Consider the following 17,490-nt stretch of genomic DNA (forward strand, 5'->3'; position numbering starts at 1 on the left):
CGGGAGCAAGCTCCCTCGCCACAGGTTACAGCCCGTACAAAAAAACCGCTTCGGCGGTTTTTTTGTGCCTGCTTCATTGAACGCACGCGCCTGCATTGTCTAAGGTGCAAGCATTGCCGATGGAGCGTGCTGGATGACTGCTGTTGATTTACCCGCTGTACCCCGAGTGTTAATCGCCGAAGCAGACCCTTGGTCGCGGGACCTGCTCAAGCAAGTGCTGTTGAATGTGCGCTGTGACGCACGGCTGGATGTGTGCGCCGATGGGCAGCACGCCGCCACGCTGTTGGGCGAAAAAACCTATGACCTGATCCTGGCGGATTGGGAGTTGCCGGGCGTGGATGGCCTGAGCCTGCTGCGCAGCGTGCGCCAGAAGCGCCGTTCGCTGCCGTTTATCTTGCTGAGCAGTCGCAACGACAGCGCCAGCGTGCGCGAAGCCTTGCCCCTGGCGCCCACCGCCTACCTGACCCGCCCGCTGAACATGGAAAGCCTGACCCAGCGCTTGCAAGACCTGCTGCTCAACGAAGGCGAAAGCGTGTACTGCGAAATCCCACCCCTGGCGCCGGGCATGACCTTGCCCGCTTTCCTCGAGCGGCGCCGGGAGGTCTGCGATGGGGCGCCGTTGCGTGTGGATGTGAAAACCGCCGTGCAACGCAGCCTGGGGCCCGAAGGCCTGGACCTCAAGCAGTTGGAAGACCAGGTGCACAGCGACCCGCAAATCACCGCCGTACTGATCGCCGCCGCCAACAGCGCCGGCTACCACGGCACGCCAGTGCAGACCCTGTCAGAGGCCCTGCATAAGTTGGTGCCCGGCCAGAGCATGAACCTCATCCTGGGCCTGGCGCTCAAGCACAACGTGGTGTTGGGCGACCCTGGGCTGGTGGCCTACGCCGAGCGGCACTGGCAATTGTCCCAGGACAGCGCCGACTACGCCCGGCGCCTGGCGCGCATGCTGGAGCTCGACCACCAGCGCTGCTACAGCGCCTGCATCCTGCATCGCTTGGGCGACCTGGCCTTGTTGCGCTGCCTGGAAGACTGGCGCCAGGGCGGCGGCGCCCTGGATGATGAAGCCATCGGCGAATCCCTCGACGCCTTTGGCGCCGCCTACGGTTCGGCGTTGCGCACGCGTTGGCGCTTGCCGCTGGAGTTGCGGCAGTTGATCGCAGGGATCTATTCACTGGAAGGCGGGGTGTATTCGCGCGAAGCCCTGGTGGTGAACCTGGCGGTGCAAATGGCGCGGCTGACCGAGCACGAAGGGCTTGAAGAACTAGCCGCCAGCAAGACCGCGCGGCTGCTCAAGGTCGGCTTGTCGGAACTGACCCGAGTGCGCAAAACCTGAAACACACACCGAACGTATGTAGGAGCGAGCTTGCTCGCGAAAAACGTCAACGATGACGCGGGCTTCCTGNTAAACGCGGCGCCTGTGAGTTTTTCGCGAGCAAGCTCGCTCCTACAAAAAGGCATAAATGCCAAGCGGTGTTAACCGGCTATAACGCGGTTCTTGCCTTGGCGCTTGGCCTCGTACATCGCCGCATCTGCTCGCGCAAACAGGCTGTCGAGGGTGGAGTCATCTTCGCGCAGGCCGGCCAGGCCCTGGCTGACGGTCACATTGAATTCATGCCCTTCGTAGCTGAACACCAACGCCTGGATTTCCTTGCCCAACCGCTCGGCCACCTGCAGGGCCATCTCCGGTGGGCAACCCGGCAGGACGGCGGCGAATTCTTCGCCGCCAATGCGCCCGAACAGGTCGCCACGGCGCAGTACCCCGCGACCGCTTTCCGCGATGCGCCGCAGCACCTGGTCGCCCTCCAAGTGGCCGTAGGTATCGTTGATGTCTTTGAAATCATCAATGTCCAGCAACAGGAACGCCAGCGGGGTGCCCTGCACGCAGGCGTTGTCGAAGGCCTGGTTGGCGAGTTCGAAGAAGTGTCGGCGGTTGCTGCTTTGGGTCAGTACGTCGGTGGTGGCGAGGCGATGGAGTTCCAGCTCAAGTTGCTTCTTTTCGGTGATGTCTTCGGCGATGCCCACCACGATCAGCGCTTCACCGGGCACCACCTGCTGGTTGATGTAGCACTTGTCACTCAACCAGCGGATCTGCCCGTCAGCGGTGATGATGCGGTACTCGCGGTCCTCCACGGCGCCCTGTTCCAGCACACGGGCCAGGCTGTGTTCGGCGTAGTCGAGGTCTTCGGGGTGGACGCTGTTGCGCCATTCACGGTGGTCGGCCAGCAGCAGGCCGGCGGAGCGGCCAAACAGGCGCTCGTACGCCGGGCTTACATACAGCACGCGGCGTGTTTCCCAATCGATGGCCCACAGCACGGCGTTCACGCTGACCAGCAGGGAACTGAGCAGTTGCTCACGCTCACTCAGCCGCTCGACTTCACCTTGAGCATGCATAAGCGCCAACAGGGTCGCCGCCNGCTCTGCGGTGGGCACATCGGGCAGGCTGGGCTTTTCGTGAACCATCGGTACAACTCTCTCTGGGCGCGCCGCAGGGTGCAAAAGCGGTCACTACAAGGGGTCACCATGATGGCGAAGTGTTCTTTGAGAGAGGGGAATTGCGGTGAAGTTCCGTGATCAGCATGCATTGTCGGTGCCCGGAAAATGGCGCCAAAAAGCCAGTGCGTGGGAGGGCGAACCCTCCCACGGCGCCCTCACACCGCTGTAGGACGCAACGAGTAAGTCTTCAACTGGTGGGCAAAATCGCGCAGGGATTGGATGCCACTGGCCTCGGCTTCATGCACCCATTCCTTGATCGCTGCCAGCATGTCGTGGCCGTTGGAACTGGTCTTGAGCCAGATCTGCTGCAGCGCCAGGCGCTTCTCGTAGATCACCGTGAGGGCATGGCTGTGTTCCAGCATGCTCTGGATGCGCAAGTGGTGGCGGTCTTCCAGCAAGCTGGTTTCCCGCGACAGCAGGCGCTTGGCGCGGTGGAACTGGTGGCGCACCGAATGATCGACCTTCTCCAGCTCCTGCTTGACCAGCGGGCCAATCACCAACTTGCGGTATTGGGCCATGATCTGGAAGCGGTTGTTGAGGATCGCCATGGCGGTGTCCATGTCCAGGCTGCCCTTGCCTTCGACGCGGTGGGCGATGGGGGCCACGCGCTGCACCTTGGCCAGGCGCAGGAAGCTGAACACTTTTATCCAGGCCCAACCCAGGTCGAACTCCCACTTCTTCACCGACAGCTTGGCGGAGTTGGGGTAAGTGTGGTGGTTGTTGTGCAGCTCTTCGCCGCCGACGATGATGCCCCACGGCACCAGGTTGGTGGCGGCGTCACGGCATTCGAAGTTGCGATAGCCCACGGCATGCCCCAGGCCATTGATCACGCCTGCGGCCCAGAACGGAATCCACATCATCTGGATCGCCCAGATGGTGATACCGATGGTGCCGAACAGCAGCAGGTCGATTACGCCCATGAGCGCCACGCCCAGCAGCGGGTAGCGCGTGTAAAGCTTGCGTTCGATCCAGTCGTCCGGGCAGTTTTTGCCGTAGATACGCAGGGTCTCGGGGTTTTCCGCCTCGGCGCGGTACAGCTCGGCACCTTTGCGCAGCACGGTGGACAAGCCCTTGATCACCGGGCTGTGCGGGTCATCGACGGTTTCGCACTTGGCGTGGTGCTTGCGGTGGATGGCGGTCCATTCGCGGGTGTTCTGCGCCGTGGTCAGCCACAGCCAGAAGCGGAAGAAGTGTTTAAGGCCGGCATTGAGCTCGAGCGAGCGATGGGCCGAATAACGGTGCAGATAGACAGTGACCCCAATAATGGTCACGTGGGTCATCAACAGCGTGACTGCCACCAGTTGCCAGGCGGACAGATCAAGAAAACCGTTGTACCACATAGGCTGTATGGCCCTCAGATAAAGAAAAAAACAGCACCCGCATTATCACTTCCTTTGCAGATAAAACCAGTCACCGTTTCAGATAAGACTTACAAAGTGTTTCCTACTCTATAATCCTGATCCTTTGTAGGGCGATTCTGGTTATTTAGTAAGGATTACTAAGCATATGCTGTTTTCATACCGAGGTGCCCTACGTGCGGGGTTGGTGTACCTGCTGGTTTCTATCGTTTGGCTCCAGCTCAGCAATTACCTATTAATCAACTTTATCGATGAACCTTGGGCGCTGGGGCGCTGGCTGCAGGCGCGCGGTTATGTGTGGGTCAGCCTCAGCGCCTTGGTCATCTACTGGATAGGCCGGCGTTTTGCCCGTGCCCATGCGTTGCAACAACCCCTGAAAGAGAACCGCGAGCGCCTGCGCCAGGCCGCTGCGGTGTTCGATTGCACCCGCGAAGGGGTGCTGGTCACCGATACCCAAGGGCTGATCGTGCACGTTAACCGCGCTTTCATGGAGATCACCGGCTACCAGTGCGAGGACGTCATGGGCCAACGGCCAAGCCTGTTCAAGTCCGGGCGCCACTCGGCGCATTTCTACCAGCAAATGTTCCAGGCCCTGGAAAGCACCGGCGAATGGAGCGGCGAAATCTGGAACCGCCGTAAAAGCGGCGAGGTTTACCCCCAGTGGCAAACCATACGGGTGATTCACGACGACCAGGGCCAGGTCAGCCACTACGTGGCGGTGTTTTCGGACATCAGCGCCATGAAGAACTCCGAGCACGAATTGGCGCACCTGGCCCATCACGACCCGCTCACCGACCTGCCCAACCGCCTGCTGTTCACCGATCGCGCCGAGCAGGCCCTGGCTTCCGCGCAGGTGCATAAGCGTGGCTGCGCTCTGCTGTTGATGGACCTGGACCACTTCAAGATCATCAACGACAGCCTCGGCCATAACGTTGGCGATCAGTTGCTCAAACTGGTGGCCGAACGCCTCAGCGGCCTGTTTGGGCCGGGGGTTACCCTGGCGCGCCTGGGGGGCGACGAATTTGCCGTGCTGGCAGAAAGCTGCCCGCAGGTGGTGCAAGCGGCGGCCTTGGCGCAGCGCATGCTCAACGCCATGAAGGATCCGTTCATTTTTGACGGCAACCAGCTGTTTATCAGCGCCAGTATCGGTATCAGCCTGTTCCCCAGTGACGCCCTGAGCGCCGAGCAACTGCTGCGCAACGCCGATTCCGCGTTGTTCAAGGCCAAGAGCGCCGGGCGCGAAGGCTACGCGTTGTACACCGAAGAACTGACCGCCCACGCCCAGCATCGGGTGGAAATCGCTGGCGAGCTGCGTCGCGCCCTCGACCAACATGAGCTGCGCGTCTATTACCAGCCGGTGCACGACCTGCATGATAGCCGTTTGGTCGGCGTTGAAGCACTGGTGCGCTGGCAGCACCCGGAGCGCGGCCTGGTACCCCCGGGCGAGTTCATCCCCATCGCCGAGCGCACCGGGTTGATTGCCGAGATCGATGCGTGGGTGATGGACCAGGCCTGCCGCCAAATGTGCCAGTGGCTGGCCGACGGCGCGCCGCTGAGCTTTATCGCAATCAATGTCTCCAGCCGCCTGTTTGCCCGGCGCGAGCTGTATGAGCAAGTGGCCCAAGTGCTGCACGCCACTGGGCTGGACCCAGCCTTCCTGGAGCTGGAGGTCACCGAGAGCGCAGTGATGGACGACCCGGAAGTCGCACTGGAGCAACTGCACCGCCTGCGCGAACTGGGCCTGCGTCTGGCGATCGACGACTTTGGCACCGGCTATTCCTCGTTGTTGCGCCTCAAACGCCTGCCGGTGCAGAAGCTCAAGATCGACCAGGGCTTTGTGGCGGGCTTGCCGTGGGACGAAGACGACGCCGCGATTGTGCGCGTGGTGATCGCCCTGGCCAAAAGCATGGGCATGCAGGTGCACGCCGAAGGGATCGAGCAGGTGGAACAGGCGCGGTTCCTGCTGGATCAGGAATGCGACATGGGCCAGGGGTACTGGTTTGGACGGCCGATGCCGGCGCATGAAATCGACTGGACCCGAGCCCCTCTGATTCGTCAGGACTGACGCGGTCAATGTGGGAGCCGGGCTTGCCCGCGAAGGCGGTGTGTCAGTCGCTGCATGTGTTACTGCACCACCGCTTTCGCAGGCAAGCCAGCTCCCACAGGGGTTCTGCGGCGCCTGTGTGTGAGCGTTTTTTCTGCCGAAACCCTTGCAACCCCATGCCCTATCAGAAAATTCTTTCTGGTTATATAAACATTCTTAAATAGTATTTTTAAGAATATCCGCGCTTATCTACTATCGCCCTCACGCCGCAAGCAGTGCCGCCACTGCCAGGCACTACTCATTTTCAGGAGCGAGACCATGAGCGCATCTCTACGTAGCGTTGACGGCCAGGACGAAGCAGCCATTTTGCGTGAAATCCAGAGCGCCCTGCGCGATCTGCGGTTTGGCGCGGTGGAAATCACCGTACACAACGCCCAAGTGGTACAGATCGAACGCAAGGAAAAATTCCGTCTGCAGAACCCCGGTAACAAACCGAGCTGAGCAAGAACGGCGATAGACCCGCAATTACAAGAAAAGCCAACACTCAAGAATTTCAGGAGCTTCTATGTCGTCGATTCGCCGTTATGCCTTGGCCGCATTGGCCAGTGCCGTGTTTGCCGGTTCCGCCGTTGCCAAGGACTACGAGTTGCTCAACGTCTCGTACGACCCCACCCGTGAGCTGTACCAGGATTACAACGCTGAGTTCACCAGCTTCTGGAAACAGTCCCACCCCGGCGACAACGTGAAGATCCAGCAGTCCCACGGTGGCTCGGGCAAGCAAGCACGCGCAGTTATTGACGGCCTGCGCGCCGACGTAGTGACCCTGGCCCTGGCCGGTGACATTGATGAAGTCGCCAAGCTGGGCAAGACCCTGCCGGAGAACTGGCAGACCCGCCTGCCGGACGCCAGCACGCCCTACACCTCCACCATTGTGTTCCTGGTGCGCAAGGGCAATCCCAAGGGCATCAAGGACTGGGGCGACCTGATCAAGAAAGACGTTTCAGTGATCACGCCCAACCCGAAAACCTCCGGCGGTGCACGCTGGAACTTCCTCGCCGCCTGGGCCTACGGCCTCAAGGCAGGCGGCAGCGAAGCCAAGGCCCAGGAATACGTCAAAGAGCTGTTCAAGCACGTCCCGATACTGGACACCGGCGCACGCGGTTCTACCATTACCTTCGTCAACAACGGCCAGGGTGACGTGCTGCTGGCGTGGGAAAACGAGGCGTTCCTGGCGTTGAAAGAAGACGGCGGCGCCGACAAGTTCGACATCGTCGTGCCGTCCCTGTCGATCCTGGCGGAACCGCCGGTGGCTGTGGTCGACAAGAACGCCGAGAAAAAGGGCAACACCGAGATCGCCACGGCGTACCTCAACCACCTGTACAGCCCGGCGGGCCAGGAGATTGCGGCGAAGAACTTCTACCGTCCACGGGATGAAAAAGTCGCCGCCAAATACGCCCAGCAGTTCCCGAAACTGGACCTGGTGACTATCGACAAAGACTTCGGCGGCTGGAAAACTGCCCAGCCGAAATTCTTCAATGATGGTGGTGTGTTCGACCAGATCTACACGGCGCAATAATCAACACCGACTATTGCGCGGGGCTTGTTGTGGCGAGGGAGCTTGCTCCCGCTGGAGTGCGAAGCACTCCCAAAACCGGTACTCACGGTACATCGTGGTTGCCTGGTTCTGGGGCCGCTTCGCAGCCCAGCGGGAGCAAGCTCCCTCGCCACAGTGGGCCGCACGCATATCCGTTCCGCTAACCAAGGACTCTTATGTCGCGTCGTATCTCCCCCGTCATACCCGGCTTCGGGCTGACGCTGGGCTACACCGTCGTGTACCTCAGCCTGATCGTGCTCATCCCGCTGGCGGCGATGTTTGTACACGCCGCTCAACTCACCTGGGATCAGTTCTGGAACATCATTTCCGCACCTCGGGTACTGGCGGCCTTGAAGCTGAGCTTCAGCACCGCGCTGTACGCCGCACTCATCAACGGTGTGATTGGCACTTTGCTGGCCTGGGTGCTGGTGCGCTACACCTTCCCCGGGCGCAAGGTCATCGACGCGATGATCGACCTGCCGTTCGCCCTGCCCACCGCCGTCGCCGGTATCGCGCTGACGGCGCTGTACGCGCCCAACGGCCTGGTCGGCCAGTTCGCCACGGACCTGGGCTTCAAGATCGCCTACACCCCCCTGGGTATCACCCTGGCGCTGACCTTCGTCACGTTGCCCTTCGTGGTGCGCACGGTGCAGCCGGTACTGGCCGATATCCCCCGGGAAATCGAAGAGGCCGCCGCCTGCCTCGGCGCCAAGCCGTTGCAAGTGTTCCGCTACATCCTAGTGCCGGCATTGCTGCCCGCCTGGCTGACCGGCTTCGCCCTGGCCTTTGCCCGAGGCGTGGGTGAGTACGGTTCGGTGATCTTCATCGCCGGCAATATGCCGATGAAAACCGAAATCCTGCCATTGCTGATCATGGTCAAGCTCGACCAATACGACTACCGCGGCGCCACCTCCATTGGTGTGCTGATGCTGGTGGTGTCCTTCGTCTTGCTGCTGCTGATCAACCTGTTGCAGCGGCGCATCGAACGTCCATAAGGAGGCGCGGAACATGTCCCAATCGTCTATTTCTGCCGCGTCCTCGGCCAACGCCGCCCGCCGTGGCAGCGCGACCTCGCGACGTATCCTGATCGGCCTTGGCTGGCTGGTATTCGCGCTGTTCCTGCTGCTGCCGTTGCTGGTGGTGGTGTCCCAGGGCTTGAAAAACGGCCTCGGCACGTTCTTCAGCGCAATCCTTGAACCCGACGCGCTGTCGGCGCTGAAACTCACGGTGATCGCCGTGGTGATTTCGGTGCCGCTCAACCTGGTGTTCGGCGTCAGCGCCGCCTGGTGCGTGAGCAAGTACTCGTTCCGTGGCAAGAGCATCCTGGTCACGCTGATCGACCTGCCGTTCTCGGTGTCGCCGGTGATCGCAGGCCTGGTGTACGTGTTGATGTTCGGCGCCCAGGGCTTCTTCGGGCCGTGGCTGCAAGACCACGACATCCAGATCGTGTTCGCCCTGCCGGGCATCGTGCTGGCGACCATCTTCGTCACCGTGCCGTTCGTGGCCCGTGAGCTGATCCCGCTGATGCAGGAGCAGGGCACCCAGGAAGAAGAAGCCGCACGCCTGCTGGGCGCCAATGGCTGGCAGATGTTCTGGCATGTCACCGTGCCGAACATCAAGTGGGGTCTGATCTACGGCGTGGTGCTGTGTACGGCGCGAGCCATGGGTGAGTTCGGCGCAGTGTCGGTGGTGTCCGGCCACATTCGCGGCGTCACCAACACGCTGCCGCTGCATGTCGAGATTCTCTACAACGAATACAACCACGTTGCCGCGTTTGCGGTGGCCAGCCTGTTGCTGATCCTGGCGCTCTTCATCCTGCTGCTCAAGCAGTGGAGCGAGAACCGAATCAACCGCCTGCGCAACAGCGCGGGTGAGGAATAAGTCATGTCGATCGAAGTCCGTAATGTCAGCAAGAACTTCAACGCCTTCAAGGCCCTGGACAGCATCAACCTGGATATCCAGAGTGGCGAGCTGGTGGCGTTGCTGGGCCCGTCCGGCTGCGGCAAGACCACGCTGCTGCGCATCATTGCCGGCCTGGAAACCCCGGATACCGGCAGTATTGTGTTCCATGGCGAAGACGTCTCCGGGCACGATGTGCGTGATCGCAACGTGGGCTTTGTGTTCCAGCACTACGCGCTGTTCCGCCACATGACCGTGTTCGACAACGTCGCTTTCGGCCTGCGCATGAAGCCGAAAAACCAACGCCCCACCGAAAGCCAGATCGCCAGCAAGGTTCACGAGCTGCTGAACATGGTGCAGCTTGATTGGTTGTCGGACCGTTACCCGGAACAACTCTCCGGTGGCCAGCGCCAGCGTATCGCCCTGGCCCGCGCCTTGGCGGTGGAGCCCAAGGTGTTGCTGCTCGACGAACCCTTCGGCGCCCTCGACGCCAAGGTGCGTAAAGAACTGCGCCGCTGGCTGGCGCGCCTGCACGAAGACATCAACCTGACCTCGGTCTTCGTGACCCACGACCAGGAGGAGGCCATGGAAGTCGCCGACCGTATCGTGGTGATGAACAAGGGCGTGATCGAGCAGATCGGTTCACCGGGCGACGTCTACGAAAACCCGGCCAGCGATTTTGTGTACCACTTCCTGGGTGACTCCAACCGCCTGCATTTGGGCGAAGACAAGCACCTGCTGTTCCGCCCCCACGAAGTGTCGTTGTCACGCCATGAACTGGAAGATCACCATGCGGCGCAAGTGCGGGATATTCGGCCGTTGGGCGCGACCACTCGCGTGACCTTGAAGGTTGAAGGCCAGAGTGAATTGATCGAGGCCGAAGTGGTGAAAGACCATGACAGCCTCACCGGCCTGGCGCGGGGCGAGACCCTGTTCTTCAAACCCAAAACCTGAGCCTCACGTGATCGTTCCCACGCTCTGCGTGGGAACGCCTCTGGTGACGCTCTGCGTCACGCTTTTGGACGCGGAGCGTCCTGGCCTGCATTCCCACGCAGAGCATGGGAACGATCAAGACCGCGGCGCGCCACCGGCCCAGAGCGCTCTTCAATCTGGCGCTTGAGGTCCTGCCGCAACCCCAGCAAAAACGCCAACTCCGCCACCACAAACAACGGCCCCACGATCAGCCCCGACACATCATCCACAAACGCAGGCTTCCTGCCTTCGTAGTAATGCCCGACGAACTGAATCACCCAGCCCACCACAAACATGCCCACGCCGCTGCTCAGCCACACCGCCGTGCTTTGCGCCGCCAGCACATGCCCGGCCCACACCGACAAGCCCATCAGCACCGTCATCAACACGCCCAAGGCCAGTTCCAGGCGCAGATAAAACCACGCCGAAAACAGCGCCAACAGCACCGCAGGTGATAGCCACAGCCCGCCCACCGACCATTCGGGGCGCGACAGCAGCACGGCCACCGCCACCACAATCAACGGGATACCGATGAAGTGGCTGGCGATGTTGCGTGGGTCGCGGTGGTACGCGGCGTATTGACTGAGGTGGTCGACGAGGCTTTTCATTGTTGTTCCTCCTGTAGGATGTTTGATCATGCCCTGTCAGTCGGTGCCTAACTGTCAACTGGGCGACAATCTTCGGAGTTCGCATGGACACAGGGACATGGCACGCGCAATTGGCTCGCGGTCATTGGTTCAGCCATTTGCCGCCAGACTTGCAGCGTAGCCTGCTGGGGGCGGCGCGGTTGCGTGTGCTGACGGCGGGGCAGTACCTGTTCAAGCGCGGTGACCCGCCGTGCGGCGTGTATGCGGTGCTGGAAGGCACGGTGCGCATCAGTGCGGTCAGTGCTCAGGGCAAGGAAGCGGTGTTGAGCCTGGTGGAAACGCCCTACTGGTTCGGCGAGATCTGCCTGTTCGACAACTTGCCGCGCACCCACGATGCCCTGGCCACCGGCGCATGCAGGCTGTTGCAGGTGCCGCAGGCGGCGATGCTCGGCATTCTCGAACAGCATCCGCTGTTCTGGCGGGAGATGGCGCTGTTGATGAGCCATAAACTGCGGCTGTCGTTGATCAATATCGAACAGATAAGCCTGATGCCCGCCTCAGAGCGGCTGGCCCATCGGTTGTTGATGATTGCCCAAGGCTACGGCGAAGTGGATCAGGCGCGCCGCGTGCTGCAACTGCCCCAGGAGGATCTGGCGGCGATGCTGGGCCTGTCGCGCCAGACCATCAACAGTCTGCTCAAGGCGCTGGAGCAACAGGGCATTATCGGCTTGAGTTACGGTGCCATCGAGATACGCGACCTCAATGGGCTGCGGCTGGCCGCGGGCCTATGAACCGCGATAGGTAGAGAAACCGTAAGGGCTGAGCAACAGCGGGATGTGGTAGTGCTGGTCGGCCTGCTTGACCTGGAATATCACCGGTACCTCAGGGAAGAACGTCTCGCGATTAGCCTTCTTGTAGTAATCGCCGGTCTTGAACACCACGCGGTACTCGCCCGGCTGCATGCTGCGGTTGGCCGGGAACAGCTCGGCGATGCGGCCTTGCTGGTTGGTCACACCTTCAGACAGCGACTGCCATTTATCGCCCACATGCTGTTCAAGGGTGACATTGACCCCGGCGCTTGGCAGGCCGTTTTCCAGGTTGAGTACGTGCACGCTCAGGGGGTTGCCGTCGGCCAGGGCCAGGTTGCACAGGCCGCTCAGGCTCAGTACGGCGAGGGTCATGCTCAAGGTTTTCATCGCGAAGTCCTTTTGAGGGAAGTGGAATCAAGGGGTGATTTTCAGGCCCAGTTGCTCGGCGGCCTGTACGGCGCAGGCTTCATCCTGCGCGGCGCCACCGGCACCGGCGATGCCTAGGGCACCGACCAGTTCGGCGTCGGCAAACAGCGGCACGCCACCGCCGAGCAACAGCAGCTCGGGCAAGCTGTTGAGGTTGGCGGCTTCGGGGTTATTACGCGCCCGTTCGGCAAACAGCCGGGTCGGGGTTTTTGTCGACAGCGCCGTGTACGCCTTGCGTTGGCTGGCGAGGCTGTTGTGCGGGCCGACACCGTCAGCGCGCAGGCCCAGCAACAGGTTGCCACCGCGGTCGAGTACGGTCAGCGCAGCGGTGCAGTGGGCCAGGCTGGCGTCGGCCAGTTGGCGAGCGGTGTGCAGATCCAGCTCGGCATGGCGTGGTAATTGTGGCGCCGCCTGGGCGACGGTGGCCACGGCGAGGCTCAGGAACAAGGCAGTGCGGTACATAGTGAGGGCTCCAGAAAGCAGGCCGTCACGGTAACCAGCGGACGCGGACAAAAGCCGCACAATTGGATGACAGGTTTGTAATCAAACTCAGGGATTTGTGGTGGTTGTACTGGCCTCATCGCAGGCAAGCCAGCTCCCACATGATGTGAACCCCATGCCCCAGTGGGAGCTGGTTTGCCCGCGATGAGGCCCTTCCTACTGCAACCCGTCGCGAAACTGCCCCGGCGTCATCCCTGTCCAGCGCTTGAACGCACGATTGAAACTGCTGGTATCGGCAAACCCCAGCAAATGGCTGATCTCGGCCAATGAGCACTGCGGGTCGCGCAGGTGCAGTAACGCCAGGTTTTGCCGACACTCATTGAGCAGGGCGTCAAACCGACACCCTTCATCGGCCAGATGCCGCTGCAAGCTGCGCAGGCTCAAATGCAGCGCTTGAGCAATGTGTTCGGCGCTTGGCTCGCCGTCTGGCAATTGCGCCTCGATGGCGGCGCGCACCTTGCGTTCCCAGGTCAGCGGTTGCAGTTGGGCGAGGGTGCGCTTGAGCACGGTTTCGTTGTGTTCGGCCAGCTCCGGGTTGGCGTCGTCCAGATGGCTGTCGAAGTCGCTGGCGGCGAATTCCAGGCGGTCTTCGTCGGCGGCAAACCATACCGGTGCGCGAAATACCCTGTGCCACGGCTCGGGGTCGGCGGGTTCCGGGCGCCGCAGGTAAACGGCCAACGGCGCATAGTCGCGACCCAGGCGGTTGCGACACGTGCGCACGTAGATCGCCGCAAAGGCATCAATCGCTTCTGGCGCGGGCGCAGGGCTGCCTGGGGGTTGGAGCAGGCGAAAACGGTAGACGTCGCCGTGGCGGCTCAGCTCCAGGTCCAGGGCATCACTGACCACCTGGTGATAGCGCACGATGCGCTCAAACACCTCGCGCAAGCTGCCGCTGGCCACCAATGCGTAACCCAGCGCATGAAAGGTGGTGGGGCTGACAAACCGCGACACCCGCAGCCCAATCGCCGGGTCGCCACTGGCCTGTACCGCCAGCGCCCATAGGCGCGTGGTGGCCGACAACCGGTAGCGGGCGTTGGGGTCGTCCATCTGCTGCGGGTCGAGCCCGGCCTCGGCGCACAGCGCGGCGCTGTCGAGGCCCAGGGCGTCGAGCTGCTTGCGCAGGGCACGGGTCCAGCTGGCGAGGGAAGTGGGTTCGGTCATGGCAATTGGCGCTTGTGGTCAACAGATTGGCGTGCGCGGCTAGCGCCCTGCGCTAGGGTTAAGTGCAGGATGCAGGCATCACTTCACAAGAGAATGGAAGCATGGACGGTACTTCTGCAAGCCCCCAGCCGTTGAACGCACAACAGCGTTCGGCGCATATCCGCGAGGTGGTGATGGCCGAAGGCGTGCGCTTGCGCCAGCGGCACCCCTGGTTGTTGCATCAGGACGCGCTGGGCGCAGGCATCCTGGCCTTTGCCCTGCTGGGCATGTTCGGCTCGGCAGCGCTCTATATCAGCGGTCATATGGCCTGGTGGGTGTGTCTGCTGCTCAATGCCTTCCTCGCCTCGCTCACCCACGAGCTGGAACACGACCTGATCCACAGCATGTACTTTCGCAAGCAACGCGTGCCCCACAACCTGATGATGGGCCTGGTATGGCTGGCGCGGCCAAGCACCATCAACCCATGGATACGCCGGCACCTGCACCTCAACCATCACAAGGTCTCGGGCACCGAAGCCGACATGGAAGAGCGCGCGATCACCAATGGCGAACCCTGGGGCATCGCACGGTTGCTGATGGTGGGGGACAACATGATGTCGGCCTTGATCCGCCTGTTGCGCGCCAAGACCTGGCCGCACAGGTTCAGCATCCTCAAGCGCGTGCTGCTGGTGTACGCACCGCTGGCCTTGCTGCATTGGGGCGCGTGGTACGTCTTCCTGGGCTTTCATGCCGCCAATGGGATTGCCAGTTTGATGGGCGCGCCCATTCAGTGGTCAGCCGGTACCTTGCAGGTGATGCAGGTGATCGATATCGCTGCGGTGGTGATCATCGGCCCGAACGTGTTGCGCACCTTCTGCCTGCACTTTGTCAGCTCCAACATGCATTACTACGGCGATGTGGAACTGGGCAATGTGATGCAGCAAACCCAAGTGCTGAACCCTTGGTGGCTGTGGCCGTTGCAGGCGTTCTGCTTCAACTTCGGCAGCACCCACGGCATCCATCACTTTGTGGTGAAAGAACCGTTCTACATCCGCCAGATGACCGCCAAGGTGGCGCACAAGGTCATGGCCGAGATGGGGGTGCGCTTCAATGATTTGGGCACGTTTGCGCGAGCCAATCGCCTGGAGCCCCAGGAACACCCGCGCACTGAGCTCTCTCTCAGCAAGCAATGAACGCCAATGGCAGGTCGCGGATCTGTTCGCGCACCGGCGGTTGGTAATGGCCGTCGCTGGTTAATTCGTGCAACAGCTCTTCGCGTAGCTGGTGGAATTCAAAACTGCTGCGCTGGCGCGGATGAGGCAGGGCGATCTCGACTACCTGCTTGATTCGCCCCGGACGCGGCTCCATCACCACCACGCGATCGGCGAGGAAAATCGCCTCTTCCACATCGTGGGTCACCAGTACCGTGGTGATCCTGGCGCGGGCACGAATCGCCAGCAGTTCGTCCTGCATCTGCTGACGCGTCAGTGCATCCAGGGCGCCGAAGGGTTCGTCCAGCAACAGGATGCGCGGGCTGGCCACCAGGCCGCGGGCAATCGCCACCCGTTGCGCCATGCCGCCGGAGAGTTGGTGGGGGTAGGCGCGAGTGAAGTCGGTGAGGCCCACCAGTTCGATAAAGTCGCTGATGCGACGGTTGCGCTCGGCCTCGTTCAGGGGCTCGTTGACCAGGCCCAGGCCGATGTTTTGCGCCACAGTCAGCCACGGGAACAGGCGGTGCTCCTGGAACACAATGCCGCGTTCGCCGCCGATCCCGCTGACGGCTTTGCCATCGACCTGGATCTCGCCGCGAAACTGCGTATCCAAGCCCACCAGCAAGCGCAGCAGTGTGGATTTCCCGCATCCACTGGAGCCGACAATCGCAACAAATTCCCCTTCGGCCACCTCCAGGTTGAATTCACGGATGGCTTCCAGTTCGAAGCCATCGACGTCGAAGGACTTACCCACGTGGTTGAAGCTGACAATCGGTGCGTTCATGCGTGTCTCCAGCGGGTGGCACGGGTTTCGATGCGTTGGCCGATCAGGTTCAGAGCGGCGCCGGTAAGGCCGACCAGCAGCATGCCGCTCATGATCAAATCCATGCGCAGCAACTGTTGGGCGCCGATCATCAGGCTGCCGATGCCGCCATCTGAGGGCATGAAATATTCGGCGCCGAGGGTGCCCATCCAGGCGTAGATCAGGCTCAGGCGCAGGCCGGCGAAAATCCCCGACGCGGCGCCCGGCAGTACCAGGCGGCGCAAGCGTTGCCAGAGGTTCAGGCGCAGCACCTGCGCGGCTTCGCGCAGCTGGGGCGACAAGTTGAGCACGCTGCGCTGGGTGGCAATAAACAACGGGAAGAAGGCGGCGAGGGCGATAAACACCCACTTGGCCAGTTCACCCAGGCCGAACCAGGCGGTGAGCAGCGGCACCCAGGCGAAAATCGCGATCTGGCGCAGCGCGGACAAAGTGGGGCCAAGTAGCCGCTCACTGCGCCGCGACAGCCCCAGCCACAGGCCCATGGCAAAGCCCAGGCTACCGCCCAGCAGCAACCCGGCCAGGGCCCGGCCAAGGCTTTTGCCCAGCGCCGTAGTCAGGCTGCCATCCAGCACGCCCGCCACGCTGGTTTGCAGCACCGCCCAGGGGCTGATCAGAATGTTTGGATCGACCCAATCCTGCTGAGTCGCTACTTGCCATAACGCCAATAGCAGCAGCGGCAACAGCCAGGGTTGCAAGCGCTGCCAGCCTTCGTAGCGTGGCCCGCGTCGAATCTGCGCAGTGGCCGGATGGGGCCAGTGCACCCACTTGCGGTCCAGCCAGCCGATGCCGCGGTCCATCACCACACCCAGCACGCCAATGACCACGATGCACACGAAGACGATATCGAGCATGAACAACTGGCGCGCCCACACCATCAGGTAACCGATGCCTTCGCTGGAGGCCAGCAGCTCCACGGCCAGCAGGGAGGTCCAGCCCGCCGCCAGGGCCAGGCGTACACCGGCCATGAACGCAGGCAGTGCGGCGGGCAGGACCAGACGGCGGATCAGCAAGTGGCCAGGCAGGCGCAGTACACGGGCGGCTTCGCGCAGGTTGGGCTGGGCGTCGCGAACGCCTACCAGGGTATGCAGGGTCACGGGCACCACGATGGCCTTGACCAGCACCACCAGCTTGAGGGTTTCGCCAATCCCGAAAAACACCATGAACAGCGGGATCCAGGCGAGGGTCGGCACTTGCGCCAGCGCGCTGAACGTCGGGAACACCAAGCGCTCGGCGCGCGCACTGAAACCCAGGAACGCGCCCAGTATCGCGCCGCCACTGACACCGGCCAGCAGGCCCCAGAACAAGCGCTGCAAGCTGATGGCCAGATGGCTCCATAACTCGCCGCCGGCCAATTCCACCGCGCTGCTCCACACCAGGGCGGGAGTGGGCAGAATCTGCTCGCTCATCCAATGATTGCGGCTGGCCAGCCACCATAAAGCAAACAGCGTGAGCGGCAGCAGCCACGGCAATAAACGCTGGCCCAACTGCGGCCAGCGCGGCGTGATGCCTTTGGGCGGGGCCGCCAGCGGCAGGCTCAGAAGTGAAATCCGGGCCATGGAAGACCTCCGAATGCGTTATGTGATTTCGATCTTACAAAAGCGCGATCAAGATGATTGTGAGATAAGAAAAG

General features: G+C 62.0%; 17 protein-coding genes. 9 read left to right on the forward strand and 8 right to left on the reverse strand.

Annotated features, from left to right (window positions below; translation table 11 throughout):
- Window positions 1–133 precede the first annotated feature (133 nt).
- Window positions 134–1,336: an HDOD domain-containing protein gene (locus ACTJLA_RS20865; RefSeq protein ID WP_072445738.1), complete on the forward strand. Its 1,203-nt coding sequence runs from the start codon at window positions 134–136 to the stop codon at window positions 1,334–1,336.
- A gap of 140 nt (window positions 1,337–1,476) precedes the next feature.
- Here ACTJLA_RS20865 and ACTJLA_RS20870 read toward each other — a convergent pair whose 3' ends face one another.
- Together ACTJLA_RS20870 and desA are read right to left on the reverse strand one after the other, a co-directional pair.
- Window positions 1,477–2,463: a GGDEF domain-containing protein gene (locus tag ACTJLA_RS20870; protein ID WP_440842044.1), complete on the reverse strand. Its 987-nt coding sequence runs from the start codon at window positions 2,461–2,463 to the stop codon at window positions 1,477–1,479.
- A gap of 188 nt (window positions 2,464–2,651) precedes the next feature.
- Complete coding sequence (desA, locus tag ACTJLA_RS20875; RefSeq protein ID WP_181124497.1) at window positions 2,652–3,836, reverse strand: delta-9 fatty acid desaturase DesA; 1,185 nt, start codon at window positions 3,834–3,836, stop codon at window positions 2,652–2,654.
- Between the two features lie 166 nt (window positions 3,837–4,002).
- On the opposite strand from desA, the gene dibA reads away from it, so the two are divergent.
- The 6 genes from dibA to ACTJLA_RS20905 all read left to right on the forward strand — a co-directional run bounded on the left by dibA (window position 4,003) and on the right by ACTJLA_RS20905 (window position 10,345).
- Window positions 4,003–5,919: a phosphodiesterase DibA gene (dibA, locus tag ACTJLA_RS20880; protein WP_440842047.1), complete on the forward strand. Its 1,917-nt coding sequence runs from the start codon at window positions 4,003–4,005 to the stop codon at window positions 5,917–5,919.
- 297 nt (window positions 5,920–6,216) lie between these two features.
- Window positions 6,217–6,399 carry a sulfur starvation response protein OscA gene (gene oscA, locus ACTJLA_RS20885; protein WP_003170956.1) on the forward strand — a complete coding sequence of 61 codons (183 nt, stop codon included), beginning with the start codon at window positions 6,217–6,219 and terminating at the stop codon, window positions 6,397–6,399.
- 64 nt (window positions 6,400–6,463) lie between these two features.
- The gene (locus ACTJLA_RS20890; protein WP_014716420.1) at window positions 6,464–7,474 is read left to right on the forward strand and encodes a sulfate ABC transporter substrate-binding protein; all 1,011 of its coding nucleotides are present in this window, start codon (window positions 6,464–6,466) and stop codon (window positions 7,472–7,474) included.
- Between the two features lie 194 nt (window positions 7,475–7,668).
- Entirely contained in the window at window positions 7,669–8,487 is an 819-nt protein-coding gene (gene cysT, locus ACTJLA_RS20895; RefSeq protein WP_032894195.1) for a sulfate ABC transporter permease subunit CysT, read from the forward strand.
- Window positions 8,488–8,500: 13 nt separating this feature from the next.
- Window positions 8,501–9,373 (forward strand): sulfate ABC transporter permease subunit CysW, encoded by an 873-nt coding sequence (gene cysW, locus ACTJLA_RS20900; protein WP_054896816.1) that lies wholly within the window; start codon window positions 8,501–8,503, stop codon window positions 9,371–9,373.
- A 3-nt stretch (window positions 9,374–9,376) separates the two neighbouring features.
- A complete protein-coding gene (locus ACTJLA_RS20905) occupies window positions 9,377–10,345 on the forward strand; it encodes a sulfate/molybdate ABC transporter ATP-binding protein (RefSeq protein ID WP_034125451.1) in 969 nt (322 codons plus the stop codon).
- A 56-nt stretch (window positions 10,346–10,401) separates the two neighbouring features.
- On the opposite strand, the gene ACTJLA_RS20910 is transcribed toward ACTJLA_RS20905, so the two are convergent.
- Window positions 10,402–10,971 (reverse strand): Mpo1 family 2-hydroxy fatty acid dioxygenase, encoded by a 570-nt coding sequence (locus tag ACTJLA_RS20910; RefSeq protein WP_232241606.1) that lies wholly within the window; start codon window positions 10,969–10,971, stop codon window positions 10,402–10,404.
- 83 nt (window positions 10,972–11,054) lie between these two features.
- On the opposite strand from ACTJLA_RS20910, the gene ACTJLA_RS20915 reads away from it, so the two are divergent.
- Window positions 11,055–11,741 (forward strand): Crp/Fnr family transcriptional regulator, encoded by a 687-nt coding sequence (locus ACTJLA_RS20915; protein WP_314550962.1) that lies wholly within the window; start codon window positions 11,055–11,057, stop codon window positions 11,739–11,741.
- On the opposite strand, the gene uraH is transcribed toward ACTJLA_RS20915, so the two are convergent.
- The 3 genes from uraH to ACTJLA_RS20930 all read right to left on the reverse strand — a co-directional run bounded on the left by uraH (window position 11,736) and on the right by ACTJLA_RS20930 (window position 13,847).
- Complete coding sequence (uraH, locus tag ACTJLA_RS20920; RefSeq protein ID WP_057978448.1) at window positions 11,736–12,146, reverse strand: hydroxyisourate hydrolase; 411 nt, start codon at window positions 12,144–12,146, stop codon at window positions 11,736–11,738. The genes ACTJLA_RS20915 and uraH overlap by 6 nt on opposite strands.
- 27 nt (window positions 12,147–12,173) lie before the next feature.
- Window positions 12,174–12,647: a GlcG/HbpS family heme-binding protein gene (locus ACTJLA_RS20925; RefSeq protein ID WP_034125453.1), complete on the reverse strand. Its 474-nt coding sequence runs from the start codon at window positions 12,645–12,647 to the stop codon at window positions 12,174–12,176.
- Window positions 12,648–12,842: 195 nt separating this feature from the next.
- Window positions 12,843–13,847: an AraC family transcriptional regulator gene (locus ACTJLA_RS20930; protein WP_054896687.1), complete on the reverse strand. Its 1,005-nt coding sequence runs from the start codon at window positions 13,845–13,847 to the stop codon at window positions 12,843–12,845.
- Window positions 13,848–13,948: 101 nt separating this feature from the next.
- Between ACTJLA_RS20930 and ACTJLA_RS20935 the strand changes: the two genes are divergently transcribed.
- Window positions 13,949–15,019, forward strand: a complete 1,071-nt coding sequence (locus ACTJLA_RS20935) for a fatty acid desaturase (protein ID WP_200584465.1) — start codon at window positions 13,949–13,951, stop codon at window positions 15,017–15,019.
- Here ACTJLA_RS20935 and ACTJLA_RS20940 read toward each other — a convergent pair.
- Window positions 15,006–15,821 carry an ABC transporter ATP-binding protein gene (locus ACTJLA_RS20940; RefSeq protein ID WP_054896685.1) on the reverse strand — a complete coding sequence of 272 codons (816 nt, stop codon included), beginning with the start codon at window positions 15,819–15,821 and terminating at the stop codon, window positions 15,006–15,008. The two genes, ACTJLA_RS20935 and ACTJLA_RS20940, sit on opposite strands and share 14 nt — an antisense overlap.
- Window positions 15,818–17,416 carry an ABC transporter permease gene (locus ACTJLA_RS20945; RefSeq protein ID WP_089042045.1) on the reverse strand — a complete coding sequence of 533 codons (1,599 nt, stop codon included), beginning with the start codon at window positions 17,414–17,416 and terminating at the stop codon, window positions 15,818–15,820. Before ACTJLA_RS20945 ends, ACTJLA_RS20940 begins: the two co-directional genes overlap by 4 nt.
- Window positions 17,417–17,490: the final 74 nt, after the last annotated feature.

The organism is Pseudomonas sp. 22072 (genome assembly GCF_052046095.1).
Lineage (GTDB): Bacteria > Pseudomonadota > Gammaproteobacteria > Pseudomonadales > Pseudomonadaceae > Aquipseudomonas > Aquipseudomonas paracarnis.

Excerpts from the sequence above, each read along its gene's own strand:
- ACTJLA_RS20865 (WP_072445738.1), top strand. The coding sequence starts at position 134 with ATGACTGCTGTTGATTTACCCGCTGTACCCCGAGTGTTAATCGCCGAA.
- desA (WP_181124497.1), bottom strand. The coding sequence starts at position 3,836 with ATGTGGTACAACGGTTTTCTTGATCTGTCCGCCTGGCAACTGGTGGCA.
- dibA (WP_440842047.1), top strand. The coding sequence starts at position 4,003 with ATGCTGTTTTCATACCGAGGTGCCCTACGTGCGGGGTTGGTGTACCTG.
- oscA (WP_003170956.1), top strand. The coding sequence starts at position 6,217 with ATGAGCGCATCTCTACGTAGCGTTGACGGCCAGGACGAAGCAGCCATT.
- ACTJLA_RS20890 (WP_014716420.1), top strand. The coding sequence starts at position 6,464 with ATGTCGTCGATTCGCCGTTATGCCTTGGCCGCATTGGCCAGTGCCGTG.
- cysT (WP_032894195.1), top strand. The coding sequence starts at position 7,669 with ATGTCGCGTCGTATCTCCCCCGTCATACCCGGCTTCGGGCTGACGCTG.
- cysW (WP_054896816.1), top strand. The coding sequence starts at position 8,501 with ATGTCCCAATCGTCTATTTCTGCCGCGTCCTCGGCCAACGCCGCCCGC.
- ACTJLA_RS20905 (WP_034125451.1), top strand. The coding sequence starts at position 9,377 with ATGTCGATCGAAGTCCGTAATGTCAGCAAGAACTTCAACGCCTTCAAG.
- ACTJLA_RS20910 (WP_232241606.1), bottom strand. The coding sequence starts at position 10,971 with ATGAAAAGCCTCGTCGACCACCTCAGTCAATACGCCGCGTACCACCGC.
- ACTJLA_RS20915 (WP_314550962.1), top strand. The coding sequence starts at position 11,055 with ATGGACACAGGGACATGGCACGCGCAATTGGCTCGCGGTCATTGGTTC.
- uraH (WP_057978448.1), bottom strand. The coding sequence starts at position 12,146 with ATGAAAACCTTGAGCATGACCCTCGCCGTACTGAGCCTGAGCGGCCTG.
- ACTJLA_RS20925 (WP_034125453.1), bottom strand. The coding sequence starts at position 12,647 with ATGTACCGCACTGCCTTGTTCCTGAGCCTCGCCGTGGCCACCGTCGCC.
- ACTJLA_RS20930 (WP_054896687.1), bottom strand. The coding sequence starts at position 13,847 with ATGACCGAACCCACTTCCCTCGCCAGCTGGACCCGTGCCCTGCGCAAG.
- ACTJLA_RS20935 (WP_200584465.1), top strand. The coding sequence starts at position 13,949 with ATGGACGGTACTTCTGCAAGCCCCCAGCCGTTGAACGCACAACAGCGT.
- ACTJLA_RS20940 (WP_054896685.1), bottom strand. The coding sequence starts at position 15,821 with ATGAACGCACCGATTGTCAGCTTCAACCACGTGGGTAAGTCCTTCGAC.
- ACTJLA_RS20945 (WP_089042045.1), bottom strand. The coding sequence starts at position 17,416 with ATGGCCCGGATTTCACTTCTGAGCCTGCCGCTGGCGGCCCCGCCCAAA.